Origin of the sequence: Sneathiella aquimaris (assembly GCF_026409565.1) — a bacterium.
GTDB lineage: Bacteria > Pseudomonadota > Alphaproteobacteria > Sneathiellales > Sneathiellaceae > Sneathiella > Sneathiella aquimaris.
In genome coordinates this window covers 2,456,972-2,482,500 of the sequence record NZ_CP112881.1, presented here as the reverse complement: position 1 = coordinate 2,482,500, position 25,529 = coordinate 2,456,972, and the positions used below count along the sequence as shown (strand labels likewise).

At 48.4% G+C, this 25,529-nt stretch carries 17 protein-coding genes, 1 tRNA gene, 2 rRNA genes and 2 pseudogenes (1 of these 22 cut by a window edge); 13 read left to right on the top strand and 9 right to left on the bottom strand.

All coding sequences use genetic code 11. The features are described 5' to 3' along the window. The 3 genes from OIR97_RS11670 to OIR97_RS11660 all read left to right on the top strand — a co-directional run. Positions 1-1,533: ribosomal RNA gene (locus OIR97_RS11670) — 23S ribosomal RNA — on the top strand (it extends 1,212 nt beyond the left edge of the window). A gap of 99 nt (positions 1,534-1,632) precedes the next feature. Further along, positions 1,633-1,747 (top strand): 5S ribosomal RNA (rrf, locus tag OIR97_RS11665). An 85-nt stretch (positions 1,748-1,832) separates the two neighbouring features. Next, positions 1,833-1,909: transfer RNA gene (locus OIR97_RS11660), tRNA-Met, on the top strand. 381 nt (positions 1,910-2,290) lie between these two features. On the opposite strand, the gene mddA is transcribed toward OIR97_RS11660, so the two are convergent. Both mddA and OIR97_RS11650 read right to left on the bottom strand, forming a co-directional pair. After that, a complete protein-coding gene (mddA, locus tag OIR97_RS11655) occupies positions 2,291-3,031 on the bottom strand; it encodes a methanethiol S-methyltransferase (protein ID WP_169545794.1) in 741 nt (246 codons plus the stop codon). A gap of 71 nt (positions 3,032-3,102) precedes the next feature. Further along, a complete protein-coding gene (locus OIR97_RS11650) occupies positions 3,103-3,687 on the bottom strand; it encodes an OsmC family protein (RefSeq protein WP_169545793.1) in 585 nt (194 codons plus the stop codon). A 150-nt stretch (positions 3,688-3,837) separates the two neighbouring features. Here OIR97_RS11650 and OIR97_RS11645 point away from each other — a divergent pair, with 150 nt between their 5' ends. Then, the gene (locus tag OIR97_RS11645; RefSeq protein WP_169545792.1) at positions 3,838-4,542 is read left to right on the top strand and encodes a winged helix-turn-helix transcriptional regulator; all 705 of its coding nucleotides are present in this window, start codon (positions 3,838-3,840) and stop codon (positions 4,540-4,542) included. 1,635 nt (positions 4,543-6,177) lie between these two features. Here OIR97_RS11645 and OIR97_RS11640 read toward each other — a convergent pair. The 3 genes and pseudogenes from OIR97_RS11640 to OIR97_RS18810 form a co-directional block, all read right to left on the bottom strand. After that, positions 6,178-7,002 (bottom strand): glycerophosphodiester phosphodiesterase, encoded by an 825-nt coding sequence (locus OIR97_RS11640; protein ID WP_169545791.1) that lies wholly within the window; start codon positions 7,000-7,002, stop codon positions 6,178-6,180. A gap of 8 nt (positions 7,003-7,010) precedes the next feature. Beyond that, positions 7,011-7,247: pseudogene (locus OIR97_RS18815) on the bottom strand (CPBP family intramembrane glutamic endopeptidase); the annotation flags it as partial. Between the two features lie 588 nt (positions 7,248-7,835). Beyond that, positions 7,836-8,135, bottom strand: a pseudogene (locus OIR97_RS18810) (cyclic nucleotide-binding domain-containing protein); the annotation flags it as partial. 385 nt (positions 8,136-8,520) lie between these two features. Here OIR97_RS18810 and OIR97_RS11630 point away from each other — a divergent pair. The 8 genes from OIR97_RS11630 to OIR97_RS11595 all read left to right on the top strand — a co-directional run bounded on the left by OIR97_RS11630 (position 8,521) and on the right by OIR97_RS11595 (position 16,081). After that, positions 8,521-9,408 carry a LysR family transcriptional regulator gene (locus OIR97_RS11630; protein ID WP_169545789.1) on the top strand — a complete coding sequence of 296 codons (888 nt, stop codon included), beginning with the start codon at positions 8,521-8,523 and terminating at the stop codon, positions 9,406-9,408. 121 nt (positions 9,409-9,529) lie between these two features. Further along, the gene (locus OIR97_RS11625) at positions 9,530-10,354 is read left to right on the top strand and encodes a putative hydro-lyase (protein ID WP_169545788.1); all 825 of its coding nucleotides are present in this window, start codon (positions 9,530-9,532) and stop codon (positions 10,352-10,354) included. A 36-nt stretch (positions 10,355-10,390) separates the two neighbouring features. Further along, positions 10,391-11,455: a TRAP transporter substrate-binding protein gene (locus tag OIR97_RS11620; protein ID WP_169545787.1), complete on the top strand. Its 1,065-nt coding sequence runs from the start codon at positions 10,391-10,393 to the stop codon at positions 11,453-11,455. 28 nt (positions 11,456-11,483) lie between these two features. Continuing rightward, positions 11,484-12,146, top strand: a complete 663-nt coding sequence (locus OIR97_RS11615) for a TRAP transporter small permease subunit (protein WP_169545786.1) — start codon at positions 11,484-11,486, stop codon at positions 12,144-12,146. 4 nt (positions 12,147-12,150) lie between these two features. Beyond that, a complete protein-coding gene (locus tag OIR97_RS11610; protein WP_169545785.1) occupies positions 12,151-13,434 on the top strand; it encodes a TRAP transporter large permease in 1,284 nt (427 codons plus the stop codon). Between the two features lie 64 nt (positions 13,435-13,498). Then, entirely contained in the window at positions 13,499-14,239 is a 741-nt protein-coding gene (gene pxpB, locus OIR97_RS11605) for a 5-oxoprolinase subunit PxpB (protein ID WP_169545784.1), read from the top strand. A 1-nt stretch (position 14,240) separates the two neighbouring features. After that, positions 14,241-15,308 (top strand): 5-oxoprolinase subunit C family protein, encoded by a 1,068-nt coding sequence (locus tag OIR97_RS11600; protein ID WP_169545783.1) that lies wholly within the window; start codon positions 14,241-14,243, stop codon positions 15,306-15,308. Further along, on the top strand, positions 15,305-16,081 hold the full coding sequence (locus OIR97_RS11595; protein WP_169545782.1) for a LamB/YcsF family protein: 777 nt from the start codon (positions 15,305-15,307) through the stop codon (positions 16,079-16,081). Before OIR97_RS11600 ends, OIR97_RS11595 begins: the two co-directional genes overlap by 4 nt. A 220-nt stretch (positions 16,082-16,301) precedes the next feature. On the opposite strand, the gene OIR97_RS11590 is transcribed toward OIR97_RS11595, so the two are convergent. Further along, the gene (locus tag OIR97_RS11590) at positions 16,302-18,473 is read right to left on the bottom strand and encodes an OsmC domain/YcaO domain-containing protein (protein ID WP_169545781.1); all 2,172 of its coding nucleotides are present in this window, start codon (positions 18,471-18,473) and stop codon (positions 16,302-16,304) included. Positions 18,474-18,793: 320 nt separating this feature from the next. On the opposite strand from OIR97_RS11590, the gene OIR97_RS11585 reads away from it, so the two are divergent. Continuing rightward, positions 18,794-19,993, top strand: coding sequence for a cupin domain-containing protein (locus OIR97_RS11585; RefSeq protein ID WP_169545780.1), 1,200 nt, complete (start codon positions 18,794-18,796; stop codon positions 19,991-19,993). An 88-nt stretch (positions 19,994-20,081) separates the two neighbouring features. Here the strand turns inward: OIR97_RS11585 and OIR97_RS11580 are convergent, their stop codons facing one another. Genes OIR97_RS11580 through nirB form a run of 3 tightly spaced genes read right to left on the bottom strand, consistent with a single transcriptional unit; the run spans position 20,082 to position 25,524 of the window. Next, complete coding sequence (locus OIR97_RS11580) at positions 20,082-22,739, bottom strand: nitrate reductase (protein WP_169545779.1); 2,658 nt, start codon at positions 22,737-22,739, stop codon at positions 20,082-20,084. Continuing rightward, positions 22,736-23,080, bottom strand: coding sequence for a nitrite reductase small subunit NirD (gene nirD, locus OIR97_RS11575; RefSeq protein WP_267177715.1), 345 nt, complete (start codon positions 23,078-23,080; stop codon positions 22,736-22,738). The genes OIR97_RS11580 and nirD overlap by 4 nt, the downstream gene beginning before the upstream one ends. Beyond that, positions 23,077-25,524 carry a nitrite reductase large subunit NirB gene (nirB, locus tag OIR97_RS11570; protein WP_267177714.1) on the bottom strand — a complete coding sequence of 816 codons (2,448 nt, stop codon included), beginning with the start codon at positions 25,522-25,524 and terminating at the stop codon, positions 23,077-23,079. Before nirB ends, nirD begins: the two co-directional genes overlap by 4 nt. Positions 25,525-25,529: the final 5 nt, after the last annotated feature.

Genomic DNA, 25,529 nt, shown 5'->3' with positions numbered 1-25,529 from the left:
AGGGTGCCTGGAGGTATCAGAAGTGAGAATGCTGACATGAGTAGCGAGATGAGTGTGAGAAACACTCACGCCGAAAGTCCAAGGGTTCCTGCGTAAAGCTAATCTGCGCAGGGTTAGTCGGCCCCTAAGGCGAGGGCGAAAGCCGTAGTCGATGGGAATCAGGTTAATATTCCTGAACCTGATGGTAGTGACGAATGGGGTAAATTGTGGGTCCTTATTGGATTGGACCTGCCGTGAACCTGTTCCAGGAAATAGCTCCATCATTATAGACCGTACCCCAAACCGACACAGGTGGACTGGTAGAGTATACCGAGGCGTTTGAGAGAACTATGTTGAAGGAACTCGGCAAAATGACCCCGTAACTTCGGGAGAAGGGGTACCCCTCTTAAGGCAACTTTTGGGGGGTGGCACAGACTTGGGGGTGGCGACTGTTTATTAAAAACATAGGACTCTGCGAAGTCGCAAGACGACGTATAGGGTCTGACGCCTGCCCGGTGCTGGAAGGTTAAGAGGAGTGGTGAGAGCTGCGAATCGAAGCCCCAGTAAACGGCGGCCGTAACTATAACGGTCCTAAGGTAGCGAAATTCCTTGTCGGGTAAGTTCCGACCTGCACGAATGGCGTAACGACTTCCCCGCTGTCTCCAACATAGACTCAGCGAAATTGAATTCTCCGTGAAGATGCGGAGTACCCGCGGTCAGACGGAAAGACCCCGTGCACCTTTACTACAGCTTTGCAGTGGTATCAGGATTTAAATGTGTAGGATAGGTGGGAGCCTTTGAAACTGTCACGCCAGTGGCGGTGGAGGCATCCTTGAAATACCACCCTTTTGACTTTTGATATCTAACCGAGGACCGTTATCCGGTTCCGGGACCCTGCATGGTGGGTAGTTTGACTGGGGCGGTCGCCTCCCAAATGGTAACGGAGGCGCGCGAAGGTTGGCTCAAGCTGGTCGGAAATCAGCTGTCGAGTGCAATGGCATAAGCCAGCCTGACTGCGAGACTGACAAGTCGAGCAGAGACGAAAGTCGGTCATAGTGATCCGGTGGTCCCGCGTGGAAGGGCCATCGCTCAACGGATAAAAGGTACGCCGGGGATAACAGGCTGATAATGCCCAAGAGTCCATATCGACGGCATTGTTTGGCACCTCGATGTCGGCTCATCTCATCCTGGGGCTGGAGCAGGTCCCAAGGGTTTGGCTGTTCGCCAATTAAAGAGGTACGTGAGCTGGGTTTAGAACGTCGTGAGACAGTTCGGTCCCTATCTGCCGTGGGTGTAGGATATTTGAGAGGAGCTGCCCCTAGTACGAGAGGACCGGGGTGGACGTACCTCTGGTGGACCTGTTGTCACGCCCGTGGCACTGCAGGGTAGCTAAGTACGGAAGGGATAACCGCTGAAAGCATCTAAGCGGGAAGCCCACCTCAAAACCAGATATCCCTTGAGAGCCGTGGAAGACCACCACGTTGATAGGCTGGAGGTGGAAGAGTGGCAACACTTGGAGCTGACCAGTACTAATCACTCGATAGAGTTTGATCTGAGCACGTTCATGCACAGTAGTCAAAACAGACACTCAATAAACGAGGCGCTTCCCTCAACGAAGCCCTCCGGATGTAATTTATATCTGTCTTTCGCCGGCCTGGTGGCTATGGCGGGAGGCCCGCACCCGATCCCATCCCGAACTCGGCAGTGAAAACTCCCAGCGCCGATGGTACTTTGTCTTAAGGCACGGAAGAGTAGGTCGCCGCCAGGCCTGCGAAAGACAGATATTAACCTCTCACAACGTCAAACAAAAAAACACCCAAATGGGTGTTTTTTGCTATAACACTCTACACAACCGCGGGGTGGAGCAGCCCGGTAGCTCGTCAGGCTCATAACCTGAAGGTCGTAGGTTCAAATCCTACCCCCGCAACCAAATGAAAAAAAGGTCATCCAACAGGATGGCCTTTTTGCATTTTGTTACTCTGGAATAGCATGAGAAACTCAGCCAGGCTTTGCAACGCAAAGGCTGGAAAGGTTCACAACAAGCAGCGTCAGCTGCTCAGGTGCAGGCAGGGGCAACGCCCCGAGCAAAATCCCACTCCCGAAAACAAAAATCACACAAGTATATCAATAATTCTTTTGGAGGCCCTGTTCATTTTTTTACGACAAGTCCAAACTGCCCCGGCACTAGGGGGTCTGTTCGTCCAATCGATGATTGATGGTATCCAGAATTTCAGAAAAACCCTGTAGCGACGGTGGCCGGGGATCGTGGCTGCCCTATTGACACCAGAACGCTAAGATCAGAACGCCATCTCTATTTCCGTTTCCGACCAATCCCCGGGATAAAGGATCCCACATCTTTTTGATAGTTTTTATAGTCATCTCCAATTTGGTCGACCAGGTCCTTTTCTTCAAAATGGGTCACCGCGATATAGATATAGGCGATTGTTACGCAGGCGAACAGTAAATGGCCGGCGGTCATGGTAGGTGTTGCCCAAAAAGCGATCAGAAAACCGGTCATGATGGGATGGCGCACCAGCCGGTATAAAAAGCGTTTTTGAAAACCGCTTTGTTCAAATTCCCGTTTCGTCAAATGGCTAAAAACCTGTTTCAATCCAAAAAGCTCGAAGTGATCAATCATGAAGGTAGCGGTCAGCACGATCAGCCAGCCTGTCCAAAAAGTGACCTGAAGTCCAAGGCCGAGTGATGTGCCAGAGACATCCCAGATCACGTGGGTGATGGGTTGCCACCCGACAAAAATCAGGCAAAGTGCACCACTGGTCAGTAGGATATAGGTGCTGCGTTCAATGGATTGGGGAATGATCTGCGTCCAGACCCTCTTGAAACCGGGGCGCGCCATCACTGAATGCTGAAGAGCAAAGATGCTCAGTAAGGCAATATTGACGGCAAGGGAGAATAAAAGGGTGTCTTCAGGACCTGAATTAATGCTTTTGGGAACTATCAGACTACCAACAAATCCGATGGAATACAGAAAAGCCCCGAAGAAGATCCCGTAGACAGCAATGCCGTATGAAAATGTAAGCGCACGACCCATAGCAGGCGTCCTCTCATTGTAAGTTTATTTTGGTTAGATGTTAAAGTGTCTTGGACTTGAAAAAGCGCGCTTTATTTAAAATACGCATTGCGCTGAACACTGATCCTGGGCGGATTTTTTACGGTTTCCAGTATGACACAACTCCGTTCTGCCGCAGTCATCAGAGTTTGCAGTTGCTCCTCCGTCACGTCATTGGCAGCTTTCAGATTATAAGCAATATCCACTTGTTGAAAACCAACAGGGACAGTGCGGTCCATCATCAGGGTTCCGCGCACATCGATGCCCAGATCGACAGTTACTTCCAAATGGAGCAATTTGATCCCGAGCAGGTTTGCCACCATGCGGGTCGAGATATCAAGGCAGCTAGCGATGGCCGCGGCCAAGGCCTCCCCGGGACAGGGAAAATCACTCTCCCCGCCGACCGCTTTATGGGCGGAAATTGCCTGGCTGGCCGGTACGCCGGTGCCAAAAACTACGTGGCCATGGACAGGATAGTTCGGGTTCACCTGATCGGACGAGGCTCGTGCGCTATCGATAATCCACGCCGCGTTTGGATCCTTTTCATATTCTTCCCTCAATGGGGCTTGCAGGCGACGGACACTGTTTTGGCCGTGTTGTCTATGGGTTTCAATAATGTTTTTGTGGTCTGCTAGCATTATGCCCTCCTATTAAATGTGGGGCAAAGAATAGGGGCCGGCCTGTCGGCAAGATACTGCGGAGGCAGTAGCAATCGGCTATTCAATTGGTAGCAATCAACTACATTTAGAGTAGTTGTAACGACGCGGAATGAATGTTAGCGTCTTCGAATGCAAGATAATCTCAAAATCAAAACCGGAAGTTTGTGCCCGGCCATCTCCTCTGCCGGATTACTCGGGGATAAGTGGACTTTATTGATCCTCAGAGAGTTGTTTTTGGGCACCACGCGGTTCAATGATTTTCAACGGGCTCTGCCTCGGCTGTCTCCAACCGTTTTGAGCAAGCGCCTCAAGATGCTTGAAGTCAATGATCTGATTGTTCGTAAATCAGGCGCGACCGGTCGTACCAAGGAATATCGTCTCACCCGTTCAGGCCGGGAATTGGGGCCTATTGTGGAATATATGGCAGTATGGGGACTGCGGTGGCGCCGTCGTCGGATTGGTGAAGAAGACTATGATATTAGCGGTTTTATGTGGGATTTCCACCGCACATTGAATGCCGATGCTCTTCCCGACGGGAACACAGTCCTTTATGTGAAATTTAAGGATCATGATAGTTATTCCCGTTGGTGGGTCGTCGCAAGAGAGAATACCGTTGATCTATGTATGGACGATCCGGGACTTGAAGTGGATGTTTATCTAACATCAAGCCTTGATTGCCTAATCTCGGTCTGGATGGGCGATGCCACGGTTAAAGATGCTCTCGAACTTGGGACTATGACCATTGAAGGTATGCCCCATTTGATCCGTACCGCTGCCAACTGGTTCCCTCAATCGCCCTTGTCAAAAGTACGTCCGGTGACATCCATAGACTAGGATCTTCCGTTCTTGATAGTCTGGGCGTATCAAAACTGGAGGTTCTTCGTCTCTTTCATACGGGCGGTCCGGGTGGCCTCCTTATAAAACCAGAACAGATGTTCAGCGATACCGTACGGCAAGCCGGCCTTCGAGACTCATCCCATAAGCAACGATGATATTGTCAATCATTCCGTTGCCGGCCTCTTGACCTGATGGGTATCGACAAAGACCTCGCCAGCCGCTGGCAGGGCGTCAAAGAAGTAAAAAGTCCAAAGACATCCTTTTATACCCTCAAGCTCAACTCTCTTTATCCGGCGCAGAGGGTTTCTCTGAGCTAGTTTACCAACAAAAACCCGCCCTGCCGGTCATTCATCTCTCTCCAGGATGAATTAGAATTTTATTGTGTGAAATGCGGTTTTGCAGGACGAAGTGACGGAAATCAGATGTATATCAATAATTGAATTGGGCGGGAGCGAGATATTAACGTTTTCACATAAAGCATTTTCAAAACAGGCAATGGTGGACATCAAGGGTAAGGTTGCTGATGACGTCACATTAACTTTCTGGCGACACAGAGAATTGGCAAAAAACTTTGTAAACAGATGCAGATGCATTCGTCCAAATACGAAAAGCGTTAGCACAACGTTGCTAGAATTTTAGTCGATTGATTAAGTGGCGTGGGACGTAAAAGCTATTGTAAGTGGTTGAGAGAAGATTGAGAAATCTCAGAGCAGATACTGATTGTTTAAACTTCTGCATTTTTTTTGGTTTTTTTCCTGCCGGGAGATGAGCAGGTTCCGCCCTTATGTTCAACTATTTGCTGTCAGTGTGTTCGGCGGCTAAACACAAACCTCGGTATGCCTTTTAATGCGATTTCAGTTTCAAAGCAGGTTTGGTGTTTGGTTTGGATTGTAAGTGGCAATCCATCTCTTTGCCCTCACTGTCAATAGCGCCGCAGTCAACGACACTTTCCTCGATTAACAATAACCATTTCATCCAGATGCCATTCGTCATTGAAAGGAGGGCGAGAGGATCTTGGGCTTCTGACTATTGGCGTGCAAAATGTTAGAAACCATCATCGTACTGCCTCGTAAGATATGTCCAGACCTCGTTCGGCTAAAAGATCTACTGCATCCCGACAACCCGGTTTAGACCAAGCGTTGAACCGAACAGCATGTTGAAGAATATGAAGAGGGGAAAGGATGTCAGGAATATGAGGTCTTTCGTATCGGTGGAGATTGGGTCAGTAGTAATTTTCTCGCCGTAACGTTTACGTGTAAATGCCAAGCAACCGCCGCTGCGCAATACATTCCGGGGAACCAAATATATGTGTGAACCTTCATCCTGTGCTTTGCTCCGGGGAAATTAGTGAAGTTCGTCAGGGGGACGACAGGGAGCGGAACAGCGATTGGAGTGGGCGTGGTTTTTCCTTTTCATCCATTCTAGAGTGAGCGCCATTTTCCAACGTCGATTACATCTTATTCAAGGATTTATTGAACCGATTGAGGACAATGTAATGTGCAGTTTTCAGAGCGGCGGCGGTAGCCAAATCTTGCAACGCCGCGACGCTTCCTCTGAGTTACGATCCCTCTAAAACCCGCGATATCGTCAGTGATTGTTCTTGATGTTACCTGCTTCGCTCAGCCCCGTATTCTAGCAATAGCTGCCGGGGCAATCTGTAGTGATCGTGATGGGCTGATTTTTGAAGACAGCTTTTTCCCGCTGTGAATTCACTGTCCATACATTGATCACCTTTCCTTTTGCTAGCCATTTTTCAATAAAGGCGCTATCCGCAATATCGACTGACGGCTCGATAATACCAGCCCCTAAATAGTCGACGAAACCGTCACGGCGAATGATAAATTCGATGAGCTTGTGATAGGGTGGATGGCGTTTAATGGCTAAAGCGGTCACGATCTTTGGGTTTTCGGAACGCAAATAATATAAGAAACGGGGATCAAACGAAGAAACAAAAGCTTGTTTTTCCAGTTTGTATTTCTCAAAGAGCTGCGCAACCTTGACGGAAGCCTCATATTTTCTTTCAATTTCAGTCTTCATTTCGATTTCCAGCTTTAAATCGAGTTCCTGGATTAATTGAACGACTTCTTCGAGCGATGGAATAGAGGCATCTGAATTCCCTTTGAGGCGTAGCTTGGAAAGTTCAACGAATGTATGATCGGCAACGAGGCCACTTCCATTTGTGGTGCGGTCAAGTGTGGGGTCATGCATCGCGACCAGAACGCCATCAGAGGACATCATTACGTCAACTTCAACTGCATTGGCATTTAGCTTTTTTGCCCCTTTGATCGCCGGTAGCGAGTTTTCTGGAAAATTCAATCCATCGCCCCGATGGGCTATTGTCAGTTGGGAAAATCCTGTCGCGTCCGAGCTATCGGGCAAGGCCGTCAGATAGAGGGTGACAATCGCAAGGATTGTCAGGGCGACGTAAAGCACCACCAGCTTAAATAACCAATCCATGATGCCTCCTAGATCAAACCCAAAGCTGTTGCGGAAACCCCCAGAACTACATGGAGGGCAAAAACGCCGACGAGTGTCTTATGCCGGTAATACAAGTACCCGAATAACAGGCTTACCAAGAAGGTGAAGACTGCAGCTTTAATCGAAAGATGCAGGTGTAAAATTCCAAAAAGCAGACTGGTGATTACAATCGGCTTCATAAAATGCGCTTCTGGCATAAACCGTTGAAGCGATCCTTGGCCGACCCCTCGCGCAATGAACTCCTGTATCGCAGAATGGGGGACATACGTAATAATGTGGATAGCCAATTGCACACTACTGAAGGCTTTCAGGGTGTCCCAACTGAAAACAGGCTGGTCGGGAGGCGCGTTGTAGATTTTGAAGAGAATGAGAACGGGTAGAAATGCAATACTGACCAGAATACTCTCAAATAGAGACTTCTGCCATCCTTTGGTTGTAATTCCAAAGACGGACATTGGAACATTCTGTTGTTTTATCGCATAAATAGCGGGGAAAAGAACAAGGAGCAGATATACCCATCGGATCGCCAGCTGAAATGACGGGGACTCATGGGTATAGTCGGGAAAGAAACTCGAAATAGCGAAAAGCAGGATTGTTGCAATATAAAATCGGCCGAAGGAATTTTGCTCAATCTGGCGATCAAATGCGGCCTTAAGGGCTTCTGCATGTCTTGAATTTGCATGCTGCATTCGATGGGTCTGAACGGTGGCAATGCTTTTTATCATGCTTTGATAAATGTCTAATTTATTGGCAATGTCTCGCTGAATAGACAGAACGGTTACTGGCTCTGATGCAATTACGTTTGCGGCCGCGCCGCCCATTTCCATAAAGCCTTTTTCGCCGAAATGAGTGCCAGCTTCAAGAGTGGCGATTACAAATTTCTGTGTATTTCCAGAGCTCTCCAAAACGACATCGACGGTTCCGTGGAAAAGAATTAATAGGGCGCTATATTCCTGTTCAGATTGCAGTATTAAATCGCCTTTTTGGTATCGTTCAACTGAACAGTTTTCTGCAATAATTTTCAATTGGTCATCATTTAAGCCGGGAAAAATATTGTTGCTTTTGAAAAACTCAGTAAATCCGTTTGCGGGTGTTGCCGCAGGTTTTTCCATTACGTCTTGCATATTGTGAGACTCAATCAAACTTGCCTATAATTATTTAGGGAGGGAGCCCCTCCTGTTTCTTGTTGAAACACCATTGAATAAAATGGACCAGTTTGCAACTAAATGGTGAACAATGAAGACTGAATCTTTAAAAGTTTTCAATCGCTTCCCACTTTTAAGCAGGCGATATGCTGGGACAGATGGGGCGATCTGCGGCTTCGTATGGGACAACGCAGTCTTTCCGGGGATCAGGCGTAGCAAGTTAAAGCGATAGGCCAACTTCAGGGGCGGGACCTTCCCTGATGACAAGCGTATAAAAACAATGCACACTGCATACTTGAAACAGGAACATCATCGGATCGAATGTCCGACATAAAGCAGGCGGCTCAGTTGGATGAACTTTAAGCAATTAGAGACATTTGTTTGGGTTGCGACACTTGGTAGTTTTCGGAAAGCTGCGAAAAAGCTGTATACAAGTCAACCTGCTGTTTCTTCGCGCATTGTCGCTCTTGAACAATCGCTGGGCACTGAACTGTTTTCACGTCACGCCGGGAAATTTGAACTCACATCCAAGGGGGTGGAGCTCCTGCCTTATGCCCAGAAAATGCTGGTAATGGCCGATCGCTTCAAGGAAAGAGCCTGTGAAACAAATTCTTTATCAGGAATGTTGCGGTTAGGGGTCTCAGAAACGATTGTTCATACGTGGCTTTCTGATTTTCTTCAGCATGTCCATCACAGTTTCCCAAATGTTGATATCGAATTGACGGTGGATGTTACGGCAAATATGCGAAACGAGCTGGTTAGCCGGTCCCTTGATCTTGCATTTTTGATGGGCCCAATCTCAGAGTTCAGTATTCAAAATGTTGATTTGTGCTCTTTTGAGCTTGCTTGGGTTTGCAGCCCGGAAATTGAACTGCCCGAAGGTGTGGTGCCTTTACAGACAATACTGGAAAAACCAGTTATTACCTATGCCCGGAATACCCGCCCTTTTGCTGAGGTGCAGGCGGTATCCAAACAGGAAGATATTGAAGTTTCGAGGCTGTTCCCGTCGACGTCTCTTGCTGCGTGTAAACGGATGGCGCTGGACGGGTTGGGGATCGGCATGCTGCCTCTCGCCCTGATAAACGAGGAGGTTGATCAGAAGCGTTTGCGGAAAATTTCAAGTACTTGGGAACCTTCCGATCTGGTCTTTACTGCATCATACCCAAGGGAGCCTTTCAACCCGCTGGCAGAGAAAATGGCAACACTGGCAGCGGATGTTGCACATGACTATTGTGGTTAGCTGATAACTAAAACCTATCAAATGGGTAAGAAAAATCTAGTTCGCTTTTATTGATCCGCTATGTAATGGTTCGCTTCAAAGAATATCAGAGCAAAAATTACAGAGCAGTGAGGGAACGGTGATGATGGATATTCAGGAACAATTGCGCACGGCGTCTCCTAAAGAAGTCCGCGCCGCCATTCGCAACAAATCCTTTACCGGCGGGACTGCTGGTCTGGGCGGAGGCTTTATTCAGGGGAACCTGGCTATTCTTCCTGCGGAATATGCGACAGATTTTTTGCGTTTTTGCCAACGAAATCCAAAGCCCTGTCCTTTGGTGGGGGTATCTGAAACAGGCGATCCAATCTTGCACACGCTCGGCGACGATATCGATATCCGGACAGATGTGCCTCAATACAAGATCTTTGAAAACGGCAACCTTATTGAACAGGTTGATGATATACGAGGATACTGGCGGGATGACTTCGTTAGCTTTATATTAGGGTGTTCTTTTTCGTTTGAAGACGCTTTGATGATGGACGGCATTCCGCTTCGTCATATCATCCAAAACAAAACGGTGCCGATGTACCGGACAAACATTCAGGCAGTCGAAGCGGGGCCTTTTAAGGGTGAATTTGTCGTCTCAATGCGTTCGATGACCGTGAAGGACGCCATTCGTGCAGTAGAAATTACCAGTCGTTTTCCAGAAGCCCATGGCACCCCCATCCATTTCGGGGATCCGTCCGCCATTGGGATCGAGGATGTAAATATTCCAGATTTTGGAGATCCTACAGAGATAAAAGAAGGCGAAGTGCCCGTTTTTTGGGCGTGTGGCGTTACACCGCAAGTCGCCATTCGGAATGCAAAGCCTTCAATCTGTATTACACACGCCCCCGGCCATATGCTGATCACTGATATTCGGGGGGCCGGTGCGGGACGCGAACAATTTAATACCAACCTACACTAACGTTTGAAATAGTATTTAATAATAGGGAGACTAAATATGTTGAAATCATTGAAAACGGTGGGCGTTGCGGCAGGTTTTGCAACAGCACTCGCCATGGGAGCGAGCGCGCAGGCTGCTGATGCACCGACTAAAATGAGCGTGATTGGTACATGGAATAGCATGACCAATTACAATGATCGGGAAGCCCCTTTCTGGCGGGGTATTGCGAAGAAAACCAAAGGTGGCGTGATTGCGACAATCGGGTCATATTCAGAGTTTGGCCTGAAAGGCTTTGAAGTGATGCGTATGCTGAAATCCGGTGTGTTTGATTATGCATACGGTCTTCCGGGATATGTTGCGGCTGAGAATGCCGTGTTTGAAGGGGGCGACCTTTCTTCTGTTACGCAAGATATTGTCACTCAGCGCAAAGTAGCGGAAGCCTCTTTCCCAACCTTGGAAAAAGCATTCGCGAAATATTACAATGCAAAACTGCTGCAACTTTATCCTTTTCCCAGCCAAATTTTATATTGCAAAAACCCAATTTCCGGCATTGGTGATCTAAAAGGCAAAAAAATCCGTGTTTATGCTACATCTCTTGGTGATTTTGTAGAAGGCGTGGGCGGAACATCTGTGACCGTGTCGTTTGGTGAAGTGATTCCTGCGCTTGAAAAAGGCGTCGTTGACTGTGCGATTACCGGAACCATGTCTGCCTACACGGCGAAATGGTATCAGGCCGCAAAATACGTATATTCAATGCGTGTTGGTTGGGGCCTCGCATTTGGTGCGATGAATATGGACAAATGGAACTCTATGTCTGAAACGCAACAAACAGACATGAAAGCCCGTCTTGACAAGTTGACAGATGAAATGTGGGCCGCAACGGCGAAAGAAGATGATGTTGCAATTGCCTGCCTGACCAGCAATGAATGCCCGATCGGAAAAGATGCTCCTTTGGGTGGCATGACATTGGTTGAACCCACTGAAGCTGATCTGGCTGCCCGTGACAAGGTTGCAAATGACGTGGTTCTAGCGCGTTGGGCTGAACGGTGCGGTAAAGAATGTGCTGACAACTGGAACGCCACTGTCGGTAAAGTTCTTAATATGAAAGCGGTGGCCAAGTAAACCAACCCATCCTTCACCGGATCGATGCTTGGCGCGTCGATCCGGATCGGGTATCTGGAAATTCATCTTTCAGGAAGCGCTGAGAAAACCAATGTTCAAACCAATAAACTTATTCATTCATATTATTGTGCAAGTCGGCGGTTGGGCATTGTTATCAGCTGCCTTTCTGGTGACCTATGATGTTATCACCCGGAAGCTGCTGAATATCTCGATCGCGGGCGCGGATGAGATTTCTGGGTATGTGTTTGCCATTTCAACGGCATGTGCCTATTCCTATGCACTCCTCACCCGGGCAAATATACGTATTGATTTTATCTATAATAAGCTGTCCATTAAAATTCAGCGTATTCTTGATGCCTTAAGCATGGTTCTTACAGCAGGGTTTCTCGCCGTCATCTGTTACTTCGCCTTCGGCTTGGTTTCAGATGCCATTGAATATAGCAGTAAATCCATCACGCCGTTGCAGACCCCTTTAGCCATTCCACAAACCATCTGGTTCGCGGCATTGTGCTTTGCTTTGTTTACCGCAATTGTTTTAACGGTCATGTCTTTTACAGCCTTGCTGAAAAGCGACTATAACCGCGTAAACGAACTGATCGGTATTCCGTCTCTCGATGAAGAAATTCAGGCAGAATTACATGGCGGAGAAGATCCCTCTCAATCAGAAAAACATTTAAGCGGGAAGGGCTAATCACATGTTGCCTGTCACTGTAATCGTCCTTCTTGCCCTAATTGGGCTAAGTGTTCCAGTCGCTGCGGCGCTGGGCTGGCTTGGTCTGTTTTTGGGGCATTTCTTTACCCGTATGCCCATCCACCGTGCGATCGGCGACATTGTATGGACAAACTCGATCGAGTTTCTGCTTGTCGCAATTCCGATGTTTGTCATGTTAGGTGAGATCCTTCTGCGATCCGGAGTTACGACGCGTATGTATGACGCCATGGCCAAATGGTTGTCGTGGCTACCGGGTGGATTAATGCATTCAAATATTGGTGCTTGCGCGTTATTCGCTGCAACATCTGGTTCAAGTGTCGCAACGGCTGCGACCATTGGAACGGTTGCCGAACCTGAAATGCATAAACGCAAATACAACGAGCCTTTGTTCCTTGGAACAATTGCCGCTGGCGGTACGTTAGGAATTTTGATCCCGCCTTCTATCAATCTGATTGTTTTCGGACTGTTGACCAATACGTCGGTTTCAGAACTGTATCTTGCGGGCTTTATCCCCGGTATTCTATTGGCAGCCCTGTTTATGGGAACCGTTGGAATTGCCTGTGTCTACAAACCTCAATGGGGCGGCGAGAAAGTTCACTATTCCTGGTCTGAACGCTTTGCCAGCCTGATTAATCTCGTGCCGCCAATTTTTATCTTCCTTGTGGTTGTGGGTTCTATCTATGCAGGTTGGGCAACACCAACGGAAGCGGCGTCATTGGGGGTAGTCGCAGCCCTTATTCTTGCTGCGTTTCATAAAAGTCTGTCTTTCAACATGATGCGTGAAGTGTTTCGCGGTACCATGCGGACAACCGCCATCATCATGTTGATCATTATTGCCGCTGTTTTTCTGAACTTTGTTCTCACAGCAATTGGCCTGACAACACAATTAACCGACTTTATCGTTTCACTGGGCCTGACGCCACTTGGAACACTATTACTGATTGTCGTTTTTTACCTGATCCTTGGTTGCTTTATGGAAACCTTTTCCATGTTGATTACAACAGCAACCATTGTAACGCCGATTGTTGTGGGCATGGGGTATGACCCGGTTTGGTTCGGTATCCTGCTCATGGTCTTGTTGGAAACAGCGTTGATTACGCCGCCCATTGGCATCAACCTTTTTGTCGTACAATCCATTCGTTCCCGCGGTGTTTTGAAAGATGTTATGATTGGGGCGCTGCCTTTTGTTGCAACCATGTTCGCCATGATTGCAATTTTGATTGCCTTCCCGCAGTTGGCGTTATGGTTGCCTAGCCTGTTCTATTAAGCGGCGCCATGTCATAATTGAACCTGAACTTTTGTCAGTCATATTTTGAGAATAGGATCTGGTCATGGACATCCGCGTGTTAATGCTGGGTGACACAGCGTTCACAATTGAATATCCGAATTTGAAGGGGGCGGTTGGTGCAAAAACCGTGCGTTCCCTTCGATCGAAGGTTCAGGGTGAAATTGATAAAGGGGCCCTGAACGGTGTTGTTGACCTGGTTTCAGCATCCCGGTCTTTAACGGTCTGCCTTGATCCGTCAAAGGCGGATTACAAAGCGGTTCAGGACACGGTCTCAGATCTGGCGGTTGAGCCTGATGGTGCCGATGAAGAAAAACTCACTTTGTGGACATTACCTGTTTGCTACGAGGGGGAATACGGGCCGGACCTTGAGGAGGTCGCAAAGGACGCCAATTTGTCTGTTGCGGAAGTAATTGCACTTCATAGTGGGCAGGTCTTTGATATTCTGATGATCGGGTTCCTACCGGGATTTCCTTTCATGTCGGAGGTTCCCGATATATTACGTTTTCCAAGGCGCACCAGTCCGCGTGTGCGGGTACCGGCAGGTTCGGTTGCTATCGCGAATGATCAGACCGCGATATATCCGTGGGAAAGCCCAGGGGGATGGCATTTGCTTGGACGTTGCCCTGTCCCTCTGTTCAATCCCGTCTGGGACCAGCCAAGCTTGCTTGCGCCTGGTGAAAAGGTTTCCTTCGAAGCGGTAAATAGTCATGATTTCGAGATATTAAAAGAGGACTTGGCCGCGGGTCGTCTGATGCCGACTTCATTTATGAAGGAGGGACGCTAGGATGACAGCAAAACTGAAAATTGTATCACCGGGTATGCTGGCCTCTCTTCAGGATAAAGGGCGGTTTGGCTATGGCGGGTTTGGTGTCCCCCGAAGCGGTGCGATTGACCCGGTTTCGTTGCGATTAGGGAACGCGCTGGTCGGAAATGATCCTTTTGAGACAGCCATAGAATTTCGGTTTATGGGCCCAACGATTAAAGCGCAGGTGGGTTCGTTGCGGGTTGCGCTCGCCTGTCACGTTGGAGGCGAACTTATTGATGCCCAAAGTGGGGATAAAACACCCATATCACCCTGGCAGACTGTGACACTCAATGAAGGGGATGTCCTTAAAGTGAACCCGATGTCGAAGGGGGCAACGGGATATCTTACGATTGAAGGGGGGCTTGATCTTGATCCCGTGTTGGATAGTTGTTCAACCTATGCCCGCGCGCATATGGGAAGCCTTCTTCAGGTCGGTGATATATTGTCGCTTAAACAGGCTGCCTCCGTTCGCGGATATGAGAGACTGATGGCTAACCCTGTGTCGCTTTCAGAAGAGCCCTTCAATGTTATTTTTGGCCCGCAAGAGGACTATTTCGAAGAGGATACCGTTCAATCTTTCTTGTTGAACGCCTTCAAGGTCAGCAGTGACGTGGATCGGATGGGGATCCGCTTGGAAGGAAATGCGCTTTTTCCAAAGCCGGAAAAGGGAAGTGATCTTATCTCCGATGGGCTGGTTGCCGGAGCCATTCAAGTGCCCGGTAATGGTCATCCGATTATTCTATGTGTTGATTGCCAATCTGTTGGCGGGTATCCGAAAGTGGCAACGATCATCAGCGCAGATCTTCACCGTCTGGGCCAATTGACGCCGGGCAAAGAAATAAAATTCAAGGCCGTTAACCTGGAACAGGCAGGGGCGTCTCGCCAATTGCTGAAAAGTAAAATAGAGAAAAGTATCAATAGCATTCACGATTATTATGGCGAAGGGGCCGTTGACCTGAAGGCATTGTATGCCAGCAACCTGATCGGGGGTGTTGTCGATGCACAAAAACCGGGGCTTTTTCCAGGCCATTTAGAGGATCTATCATGACGAAGCAAATCAATTTAAATGCAGATATGGGGGAAAGTTTCGGGGCATATTCCATTGGCAATGACGGCGCTATGCTGGATGTTGTTGGTACTGCGAATATTGCTTGTGGATATCATGCCGGTGATCCTCTGGTTATGGCGGAAACAGTCCGGCTGGCGCTTGCAAAAGGGGTGAGTATCGGAGCCCATCCCGCCTTTCCTGATCTTCAGGGGTTCGGTCGGCGTAGAATGTCTATTTCTCTGGAAGAACTTGCCGCAATGGTCACATATCAGATCGGTGCGCTGAAAGGGATTGCGGAAAGTCAGGGTGGTTGCGTTACCCATGTGAAACCCCATGGGGCGCTTAATAATATGGCCTGCGAAGATATGGGGATGGCGCAGGCTATTGCGAAGGCCGTTCAGGGGATGTCACCGGCGCTGATGCTTTTGGCACCAGCGGGATCCTGTCTCTATCAGGCGGGGCTAGAGGCCGGATTGCCAACTGCCGCTGAGATTTTTGCAGATCGAACCTATCAGGAAAACGGAAACCTGACCCCGCGGTCATCGCCCGGCGCCGTTATTCACGACCCCGAACAAAGTGCCGATCAGGTTCTTTCGTTTTTAAAGGCTGGAAAGATCATGACGCCGTCTGGAAGTGGGATTGAAACACCAATTCACAGTATCTGTGTGCACGGTGACAGCGAGGGCGCCCTGGCGATCGCAAATCGCGTCACAGAAAAACTGAAAGACGCTGGATATCGTCTGGTGGGCCTGCCTGAGGTATTGAATAATTGAACGGTTCAGTCTGTTTGCGTCAACGACCGTTTAATGTCTTCCAAAAAAGAAGGGGCTTAAGCCGGGCTGAAGAACCCGGAGATATTCCTGATTTTCTTTGCAGGTCAGTGAATTACAATAGGGCCGTTAGAAGCCAAGGGTGAGGATTGATCTTCAATCCTCATTTTTTAAGCCCACAGCGATATGATCTGGTCTTTGATAAACGGAGGTTGAGGTTCCGTTATTGTTGGCGTGCCCGCGCCGTGTGCAATTTCTTATAGCTTTCAATCAATCTCAAATGCTTATCCAACCCTTCAAGTTTCAGGCTTGTTTTCGTTAAGCCGGAAAAGCGGACGTCTCCAGTCACGGATCCAACCGTGTTCTTTATAACGTCGGCGCCGTACATTCTGGTCAAGTTGGGTAAATAGTCTTCAATGTCCAGATCGTCATCAAGTGTAATATCCAGAACGGCGCTCATGGCCCGGTAGAACAGAACGCGCTCAACGGTATTATCATTGAAATTCAAGAAGTCAGTAATGATCTCTTTTGCGTCTTCAAAATAGTTTAGGGCAAGATAAATCAGGATCTTCAACTCTCCAATATCCAGCTTGCCCCAGACGGTGTTTTCATCGAACTCAATGCCGATCACTTCTGAGATAAGGGTATAATGATCCAGTTGGGCGGTTTCGAAGCGCTCTAGCAGATCTTCCAGCTCCTCGTCGGATAAGGAATGAATGTTCAGAATGTCTTCCCGGAACATCAATGCTTTATTGGTGTTGTCCCAAATCAGGTCCTCTGCGGGGTAAACCTCGGAATAGCCGGGAACCAAAATCCGGCAGGCAGGCGCGCCAAAATCCTGATAGGTTGCAATATAGACTTCTTTATCAAGGCTTGAAAGAATGTTCATGAGGGTTTCATTCTCTTCCTCTGTCGTACCGCTGAAATCCCATTCACAAAATGCAAAATCTGCTTTTTCGCTAAAGAATTTCCATGAAATAACACCTGTTGAGTCAATGAAATGTTCTACAAAATTACTCGGTTCACTGACGGCATGACTATTGAAAGTTGGCGGTGGCACGTCATTTAACCCCTCAAAACTACGTCCTTGCAGTAATTCAGTAAGGGATCGTTCCAAGGCGACTTCAAAACTTGGATGGGCACCAAAAGACGCAAAAACGCCCCCTGTTTTCGGGTTCATTAAAGTGACGGACATGACAGGGAACCTGCCCCCTAATGACGCATCTTTAACCAGAACAGGAAAACCTTTATTTTCAAGCTCGTTTATTCCCTCCAGGATATGGGGATATTTTGCGAGAACTTCCTTTGGGACGCTGGGCAGAATGATCTCTTCTTCAATAATCCGGCGTTTGACGGCACGCTCGAAAATCTCGGACAAGCATTGGACCTTTGCTTCATTCAGCGTGTTTCCTGCACTCATACCATTGCTGACAAAAAGGTTTTCGATCAGATTTGATGGGAAGTAAATCGTTTTCTGATCAGAATTACGAATAAAGGGCAGGGCGCAAATCCCGCGGTCTGCCCGTCCTGAATTCGTGTCAATTAAATGAGATGCCCTTAAATCACCTTCCGGGTTATAGAGTTCCAGACATCTATCATCCAGCAAGCCGCCCGGCAGGGCATCGTCGTCGCCGGCTTTAAACCATTTTTCGTTCGGGTAATGAACAAATTCGCTGTTGGCGATTTCTTCTCCAAAATAATAATCATTGTAGAAGAAGTTGCAGCTCATCCGTTCGATATATTCACCGAGTGCTGAACATAAGGCACTTTCCTGTGTCGCCCCTTTACCGTTGGTAAAACACATGGGGGATGCCGCTTCGCGGATGTGAAGCGACCAGACATTTGGGACAATATTACGCCAGGATGCAATTTCGATTTTGATGCCAATATCGGACAGGATAGAGGTCATGTTCTTAATCGTTTTTTCCAACGGCAGGTCTTTACCAATAATCATGGTATTACCGTCGCCTTCGTAGGCATCTAGCAACGGTGTGTCGTTTAAATCATCAACTGCATCGATCTTGAATTCAGGGCTTGTCTGAATGACTTTCTTGACGGTGCAGCGATCCGCAGATCTTAAAATTCCCAGCCGATCCCGTTCTGAAATACTGGGCGGCAATTCCACTTGAATTTGAAAGGTCTGATTGTATCTATTTTCAGGATCAATGATGTTGTTCTGAGACACTCGAATATCGTCTGTCGGGATATCACGAGACAGGCAATATACCTTGATGAAATAGGCGGCACAAAGGGCAGAAGACGCAAGGAAATAGTCAAATGGACTAGGGGCGGTTCCATCGCCCTTATACCGGATTGGCTGATCAGTAGTTATTGTAAAATCATCAAACTTTGCCTCAAGCCGAAGGTTGTCCAAAAAATTTACAGTGATTTCCATATGACTATTCTTTCCAGAAAACGTGACATTCACCATAGGTCATTGTTTGCATCTGTTTGTTTGTCAAACTATACGTGGGAGATCTGGGCATTTATTTGTCCCCACGCTATATATGGCCCTCTACATAGGGCTATCAGCGATGAGGGAGTGAGGATGGGCGCTTGAATTTGCTGTTTAACGGCGATTGGGCTTGCACTGTGATTCGATTGAAATTCAGACCATCGTATCGATGTTTGTGTGTCTGCTTTTGTTAAACCGGCTTTACTCGCATCGTGTATGCGTCTATCAACCATTTTTTACTTATGAACAGACTCAAATCCATGTCTCTTATTCTTGATCATTTGCCAACGTCCAAAGAATTTTTTCTTGAATTCTGGAACAAAAAGCCATTTGTCGTTCGGGGCTTGATCCCAACAGAAGTGACGGAAACACTTATTGATGAGGATCATGTTGCCGGACTTGCAATGGAAGAAGAGGTGAAGTCCCGTCTTGTTCGAAAAGGTAAAAAACAAAGCGACTGGAAATGTGATTATGGTCCTTTGGCCGAACAGGTTTTTGCAGAACTCGGCGAAGAAGACTGGAGCCTGCTTGTCCAGAATGTTGATCTGTACCATGAAGAAACAGCGGAACTTCTAAAGCATTTCAACTTTTGCCCTCGTTGGTTGCTTGACGATATTATGGTCAGTTATTCGCCAAAAGGCGGCACTGTGGGGTCACATTCGGACAGTTATCATGTTTTTCTGGTGCAGGGCAAAGGCGAACGGCGCTGGAAGGTTGCGTATGAAGCGCTTGAAAAGGAAGATCATATTGAGGACATTCCCCTTAAAATTCTGAAAACCTCATTTGACGGAGAAGAGGTTACGGTCTCAGAGGGGGATGTCATTTACATTCCGCCCCTGTTCCCTCATGAAGGGGTCAGCTTACAACCGTCCTTGACGTATTCCGTTGGCTTTTTAGGGCCTGCCCTATCTGAAATGTTGATTGAGTTTGGCCATTTTCTGGAAGAGAATTACCAGGATATGCCACGTTATCTGGGACAAAATCTTACAGAAAGTGCGGTGCCGTTTCAGGTTGGAGCCGACCATATTCGTGATTTCAGAAGCTTCATGACCGATGTCTTTGACGAAGATTATTTCGTCAAATGGCTGGCGCAGTATTTCAGTAAGCCTGCGCAAAATCTTGGCGGTGAATTTGATGACGAATTTGACAGCGATGGTGCGGATGAGGGCCCGTTCGGTGCAGTCTATGAGGGCGTTCATGAAACAGCTAAGACGCTGATCGATGGTGATGGTCAGTTGATAAAGCCGCCTTTCGTGAAAATTATGATCACTCCGCTAAAGTCGCCCCAACAATATGCGGTTTCAGTAGGGGATCTCTTCTTTGACTTGGCGTTTTCCGATCTGGGTGTTGTGAATATGATGGCGCAGGAAACCCCATTTCCTGCCACGGTTTTCGCCAAACACGTGGATATTCTTCAACAGCTACTGGATGGACATTGCCTCGAAATCATTGACGCATAGTCAGTTGGTTTTGCGGGAGTCCTTGTTCGAGAGAGATCGGGAATCTCCTGTCATCAGTGGAGACGAAGAGGATGGTTGCGTGTACAGGCTACTGGGCCGCGACAAGAGCATTTTTGTTGATGATCTCAGCGATTTCAGAGCGACAAGATCCGCAATTGCTGCCGCCCTGCGTCGCATCTCCAACGGCTTCGACACTACAGCAGCCAGATCGAACAGCGTCTGCGATTTCGTTGATTCCGACGCCGAAACAGGAACAGATAATGGCGCCTTTGTCTATTTCATTGACGGGGGCTTTACCGGCAACCACAGAATACCGTGCCTTCGGATCATTGAAGTCGCCTTCAAATTTGGAACAGAGCCAGCTTCTTGAAACCGAAAGGGGGGATCCTGAAGCATACAATATTCCTTCAAGCCTTTGGCCATGAAACAAAGCAAGCCTATATTCCCCACGTTTCTTGTCTTCGTAGGCAAGGGGCGCGGTTTTTAGATCGACGTTCAGCATTTTTTTGATAACGTCCAATTTCTCGAATAGATCCTCTTTTCCTGCAAATTCCGTTGCCCATCCTCCTTCGGTTTCGAAGGTCGCCCAATATCCGCGAGCGGGTAACACGGGCTTTTTCCGGGTAAGCAGAAACAGAAAGGTCCTGGCTTCATATTTTTGAATGGAAACGCCTGTGTTTTTTGATGCCGGTTGCCCGGATACAGGATCTGTGATCGATGGAATAAGGCTATTGACGCGGCCATTTGATGCATATTGATCCGTCCAGTGCATCGGTACAAAAACCTGACCTTTTTTTTGCCTGAACGTGATCGTGGCTTTGGCTAGAAGGCGACCATGTTTATTTGTCAGTTCAACAATATCACCTAATTCAATGCCAAGTTTCTGGGCATCAACGGGATGGATTTCTGCAAATGGTTCAGACAAATGCGCAGATAACCGGGGGGACCTGCCGGTTCGGGTCATCGTGTGCCATTGGTCTCTGATCCGACCGGTATTTAATTGATACGGTCCGGTTTCGGGATCTTTTGTGGGCATCGCGACGGGGATAATGTTTGCCTTGTTGTTGGCTGTGAAGAAGTGTCCATCTGAAAAGAAAGGGCGTTCTGATGGGTTCTTTTTAATCGGAACCGGCCATCGAACCGGTGCCAGATTATCATAGCCGTCGTTCGATAGTCTGGAATGTTCTCCAATGTCGAAATCCCGTGAGCCGTTATTATCAAGCGCAGATAGCGCCGCATGTTCTCGGTAAATGTCTGCTTCGTTCAAGTAGTCGAAAGCGCCGTGATGCCCCAGCCGCTTGCCAATAGCAGCCATTTGCCACCAGTCTGGTTTTGCATTTCCGGGGGCGCGTAGAAAGCCACGTTGGCGCGAAATTCGTCTCTCGGAATTTGTGACAGTCCCATTTTTCTCCCCCCAACCAGAGGAGGGAAGAAGAACATGGGCAAAGGCGTTTGTGTCGGTGTTTTGATAGATATCAGAAACAATGACAAAGGGACATTTTTTCAAGGCCTCTTTGATAAAGTCAGAATCCGGTAAACTATCAACGGGATTGGTCGCCATAATCCACAGAACCTTGATGTCCCCTTTGTCCACCGCTTTGAACAGATCGACGGCTTTAAGCCCCGGTTTTTCAGGAAGGTGAGGCGCCTTCCAGAAGGATTGAACAGAGTTGCGATGGGCTGGGTTATCAAGTTCCATATGGGCGGCCAACATATTGGAGAGACCGCCTACTTCCCGGCCACCCATGGCGTTGGGCTGACCGGTGATCGAAAACGGACCTGTACCCGGTTTGCCAATCCGGCCGGTTATCAGATGGCAGTTTAGAATAGCGTTGACTTTATCGGTGCCCACACGGGACTGATTGACGCCCTGACTGTAAACTGTAACGGTTTTTTGGGTGGTCCGGTATAGCTCATAGAAACTAATGATTTCAGCGGGTTCCAGACCGCTTTTTTTAGCGATTTCATCAATCGTTAAGGGGGCGCATTGTTTCAGTGTTTCGTCAAACCCGTTGGTATGGCGAGCAATAAAACCATCATCACAGGCCCCTGTTTTTTGCAGATGTGCGAAAAGACCCATGAATAAAGCAGCATCGCCATCGGGATTAATCGCCAGATGCAAATCAGCAATATCAGTTGTCATGGTTTTTCTTGGATCAATTACCACGATCTTCAGATTTGGCCGTTGTTTTTTTTCAGCTGCCAGGCGTTGATATAAAACGGGATGACACCATGCGAGATTGCTTCCGACCAGAACAACAAGGTCCGAGCATTCAAGATCGGCATAGGAGACGGGGACAGTATCGCTACCAAAGGCGCGCTTGTAGCCTGCGACACTTGACGCCATGCAGAGACGCGAATTGGTATCGATATTTGCCGAGCCAATGAAACCTTTCATCAGTTTGTTGGCCACATAATAATCTTCTGTCAGCAGCTGGCCAGAGACATAGAAAGCAACGGAGTCCGGCCCAAAGTTGGAAATGGTATCGCTGAATTTCGAAGCAATGAGGTCAAGTGCTTCATTCCAGTCTGAAACTTTGCCGTCAACGATTGGATCGTGCAAACGGGGGGTGTCAGACATGGTTTCCGCCAATGCGGATCCTTTGGAGCAGAGGCGCCCCCCGTTTGCGGGATGGTCCGGATCTCCTTCAACAGAGACCAGACCCTGTTCGTTGAATTTGGCGACTATGCCGCATCCTACCCCGCAATAAGGACAGGTGGTTTTGCATTCTTTTAAACGACTCACGCGGCGACCTCTTTAGGGGCACTAAGGGCAATTGAAACGATCCCGTTCTCAATACGTGTTGAGAAAGTTAATGTTGAGCCTTCATCGGCCCCTTGCGCGGTACCGGTTTCCAGGGAAATTACCCAATTATGCAACGGGCATGTGACGCAATTGTCGTGCACAATCCCCTGACTGAGGGGCCCTTTTTTGTGGGGGCACTTGTCTTCGATGGCAAAGACGTCATTTGTAATTGTCCGAAAAAGGGCAATCGTCGTCTCTCCCAATTTTATGCAACGGGCCCCCTGAACCGGTATTTCCGAAAGTTGACCGACCTCTGTCCAATTCATGGTTTCTGACGTCATTCTGCGGCCTCCAGTTCAATGGTTTTTAGGGGGTTGAATTCATGCTTGTCTTTTCCGGAAACACGTTCAGACCATGGGTCCGATTGGCAGTATTTTTGGGAGATGACAAAACGGTCGTACAGGGCTTTGCGCCTTTCGGTGTCGTCCATAATACTGTCTCGAATGACGTCATGTCCGACCCGGCGCGCCCATTTATAGATACGCTCAAGATAATGCCCTTGCTCCCGGTACATCTGGATAAGGGCCGCTATATACTCAAGGGCGTCATCTTCGGTTTTCACCAGACCGAGAACTTCTGTCCCCAATATGTCAAGCCCGGCGGCCCCTGCGAAATGGATTTCAAAACCAGAGTCCACGCAAATCACGCCCACATCCTTACAGGTTGCCTCAGCGCAGTTTCTTGGGCACCCTGAAACGGCCAGCTTTACCTTTGCCGGCGCCCAGGAGCCCCACAGGAATTTTTCCAGCCTTACGCCCAATCCGGTCGAGTCTTGTGTTCCAAATCGGCACCAGTCCGACCCGACACAGGTTTTCACCGTGCGCAACCCCTTGGCATAGGCATGGCCCGATATAAAGCCAGCCTTGCCAAGGTCCGCCCACACACTGGGTAAATCTTCTTTTTCAACACCCAGAAGGTCAATCCGTTGTCCTCCGGTCACCTTGATCGTCGGGATGTTGTATTTATCTGCCGCGTCCGCAATGGCGCGAAGTTCATCGGCTGTTGTCAAGCCGCCCCACATCCGCGGTACAACAGAATAGGTTCCATTTTTCTGAATGTTGGCGTGAACCCGTTCGTTAATAAACCGGGACTGGTTATCATCTTCATATTCTCCGGGCCATTCGGCAATCAGATAATAATTCAGCGCTGGGCGACATTTGGCACATCCACTGGATGTTCTCCATTCCAGTCGTTGCATGATGTCAGGAATTGATTTTAGCGACTGGGCTCGAATTGCATTTCTCACATCGCTATGACCAAGATCTGTACAGGTGCAAACCGGTGTAACGGCGGACGGGTTGTAGGCATCTCCCGCGGTCAACTGTAGTAGATTTTCGACAAGCGATGTGCAGGTTCCACAGGAGGCTGATGCTTTTGTGTGGGATCTGACGTCATCGAGGGAGGTTAGACCCTTGTCGTTGATGGTTGTAACGATTGTGGATTTGCAAATGCCGTTGCAACCGCAGATTTCTGCATCATCTGGCAGGGCTGCAACGGCTTCAATGGGGTCCAGAGGGGCGCCTCCCTGATAGGCCTGTCCGAAAATCAGGGTGTCGCGCATGTCCGAAATATCGGTTCCTTTTTTCAGTAAATCAAAGAACCATGGCCCCTCTGTCGTGTCCCCGTAAAGAACGGCGCCCAGAATTTTATTGTCCTTGATTACGAGACGTTTATAGAGGCCTGCAATTCCATCCCGAAGGACAATTTCCTCACGGTCCGGGGCATCCTCAAAATCTCCAGCGGAATACAGGTCAATACCACTGACTTTCAGTTTTGTTGCTGTTTGCGAGCCGCTATAGGGCAGAGAGGTGTCGAGCAAGTCTGCGGCCAACGTTTTTGCCATCTCATAAAGGGGCGCGACCAGACCATAACATTGTCCCCGATGTTCAACGCATTCCCCCAACGCGTAAATATCGGGATCTGATGTAAGCATATTGTCGTTCACCAGAATGCCCCGCTGGCATGCAAGGTCTGACTGGATTGCAAGATCGATAGAGGGGCGAATTCCAACCGCCATTACAACAATTTTTGCATCGATCAGGGTGCCGTCGTCAAGGCTTACCGCTGCTACTTTTTGATCTTTACCGATAATTTCTTTGGTATTAGCGCCTGTGATAACATCGATCCCACGGGCCAGAATAGATTTTTCCAGTAAGGCGCCCGCGGCAATATCCAGTTGTCGTTCCATCAAGGTTGGCATCAGATGCAGAACGGTGACCTCCATCCCTTGTTCTTTCAACCCTGCAGCCGCTTCCAGACCCAGCAGACCACCGCCGATGACGACCGCACGTCCTCCTGTTCTGGAGACTTCCAGCATCTTTTCAACATCATCCAGATCCCGATAAACCATGACGCCGTCAAGATCGTGACCCGGAACGGGAATGACAAAGGGGTTGGAGCCGGTGGCGATTACCAGTTTATCATATTCAGCGATGATACCGTTTTCTGATGTCACCGTTTTTTTAGTCCGGTCGATTTTAGAAATGCGCGCACCTTTATGCAGGGTCACGCCATGTTCGGCGTACCAGTCATCATCATGCGTGATAATATCGGTATAGGTTTTTTCGCCGGACAGAACAGGTGACAGCATTAGCCGGTTGTAGTTTACTCGGGGCTCAGCGTTGAAAATTGTGACGCCATATGCTTCTATATCTGCCTCAAACAGATGCTCCAGCATTCTGCCAGGGGCCATTCCGTTTCCAATAATTACTAGTTTTTTTCTCATTTTAC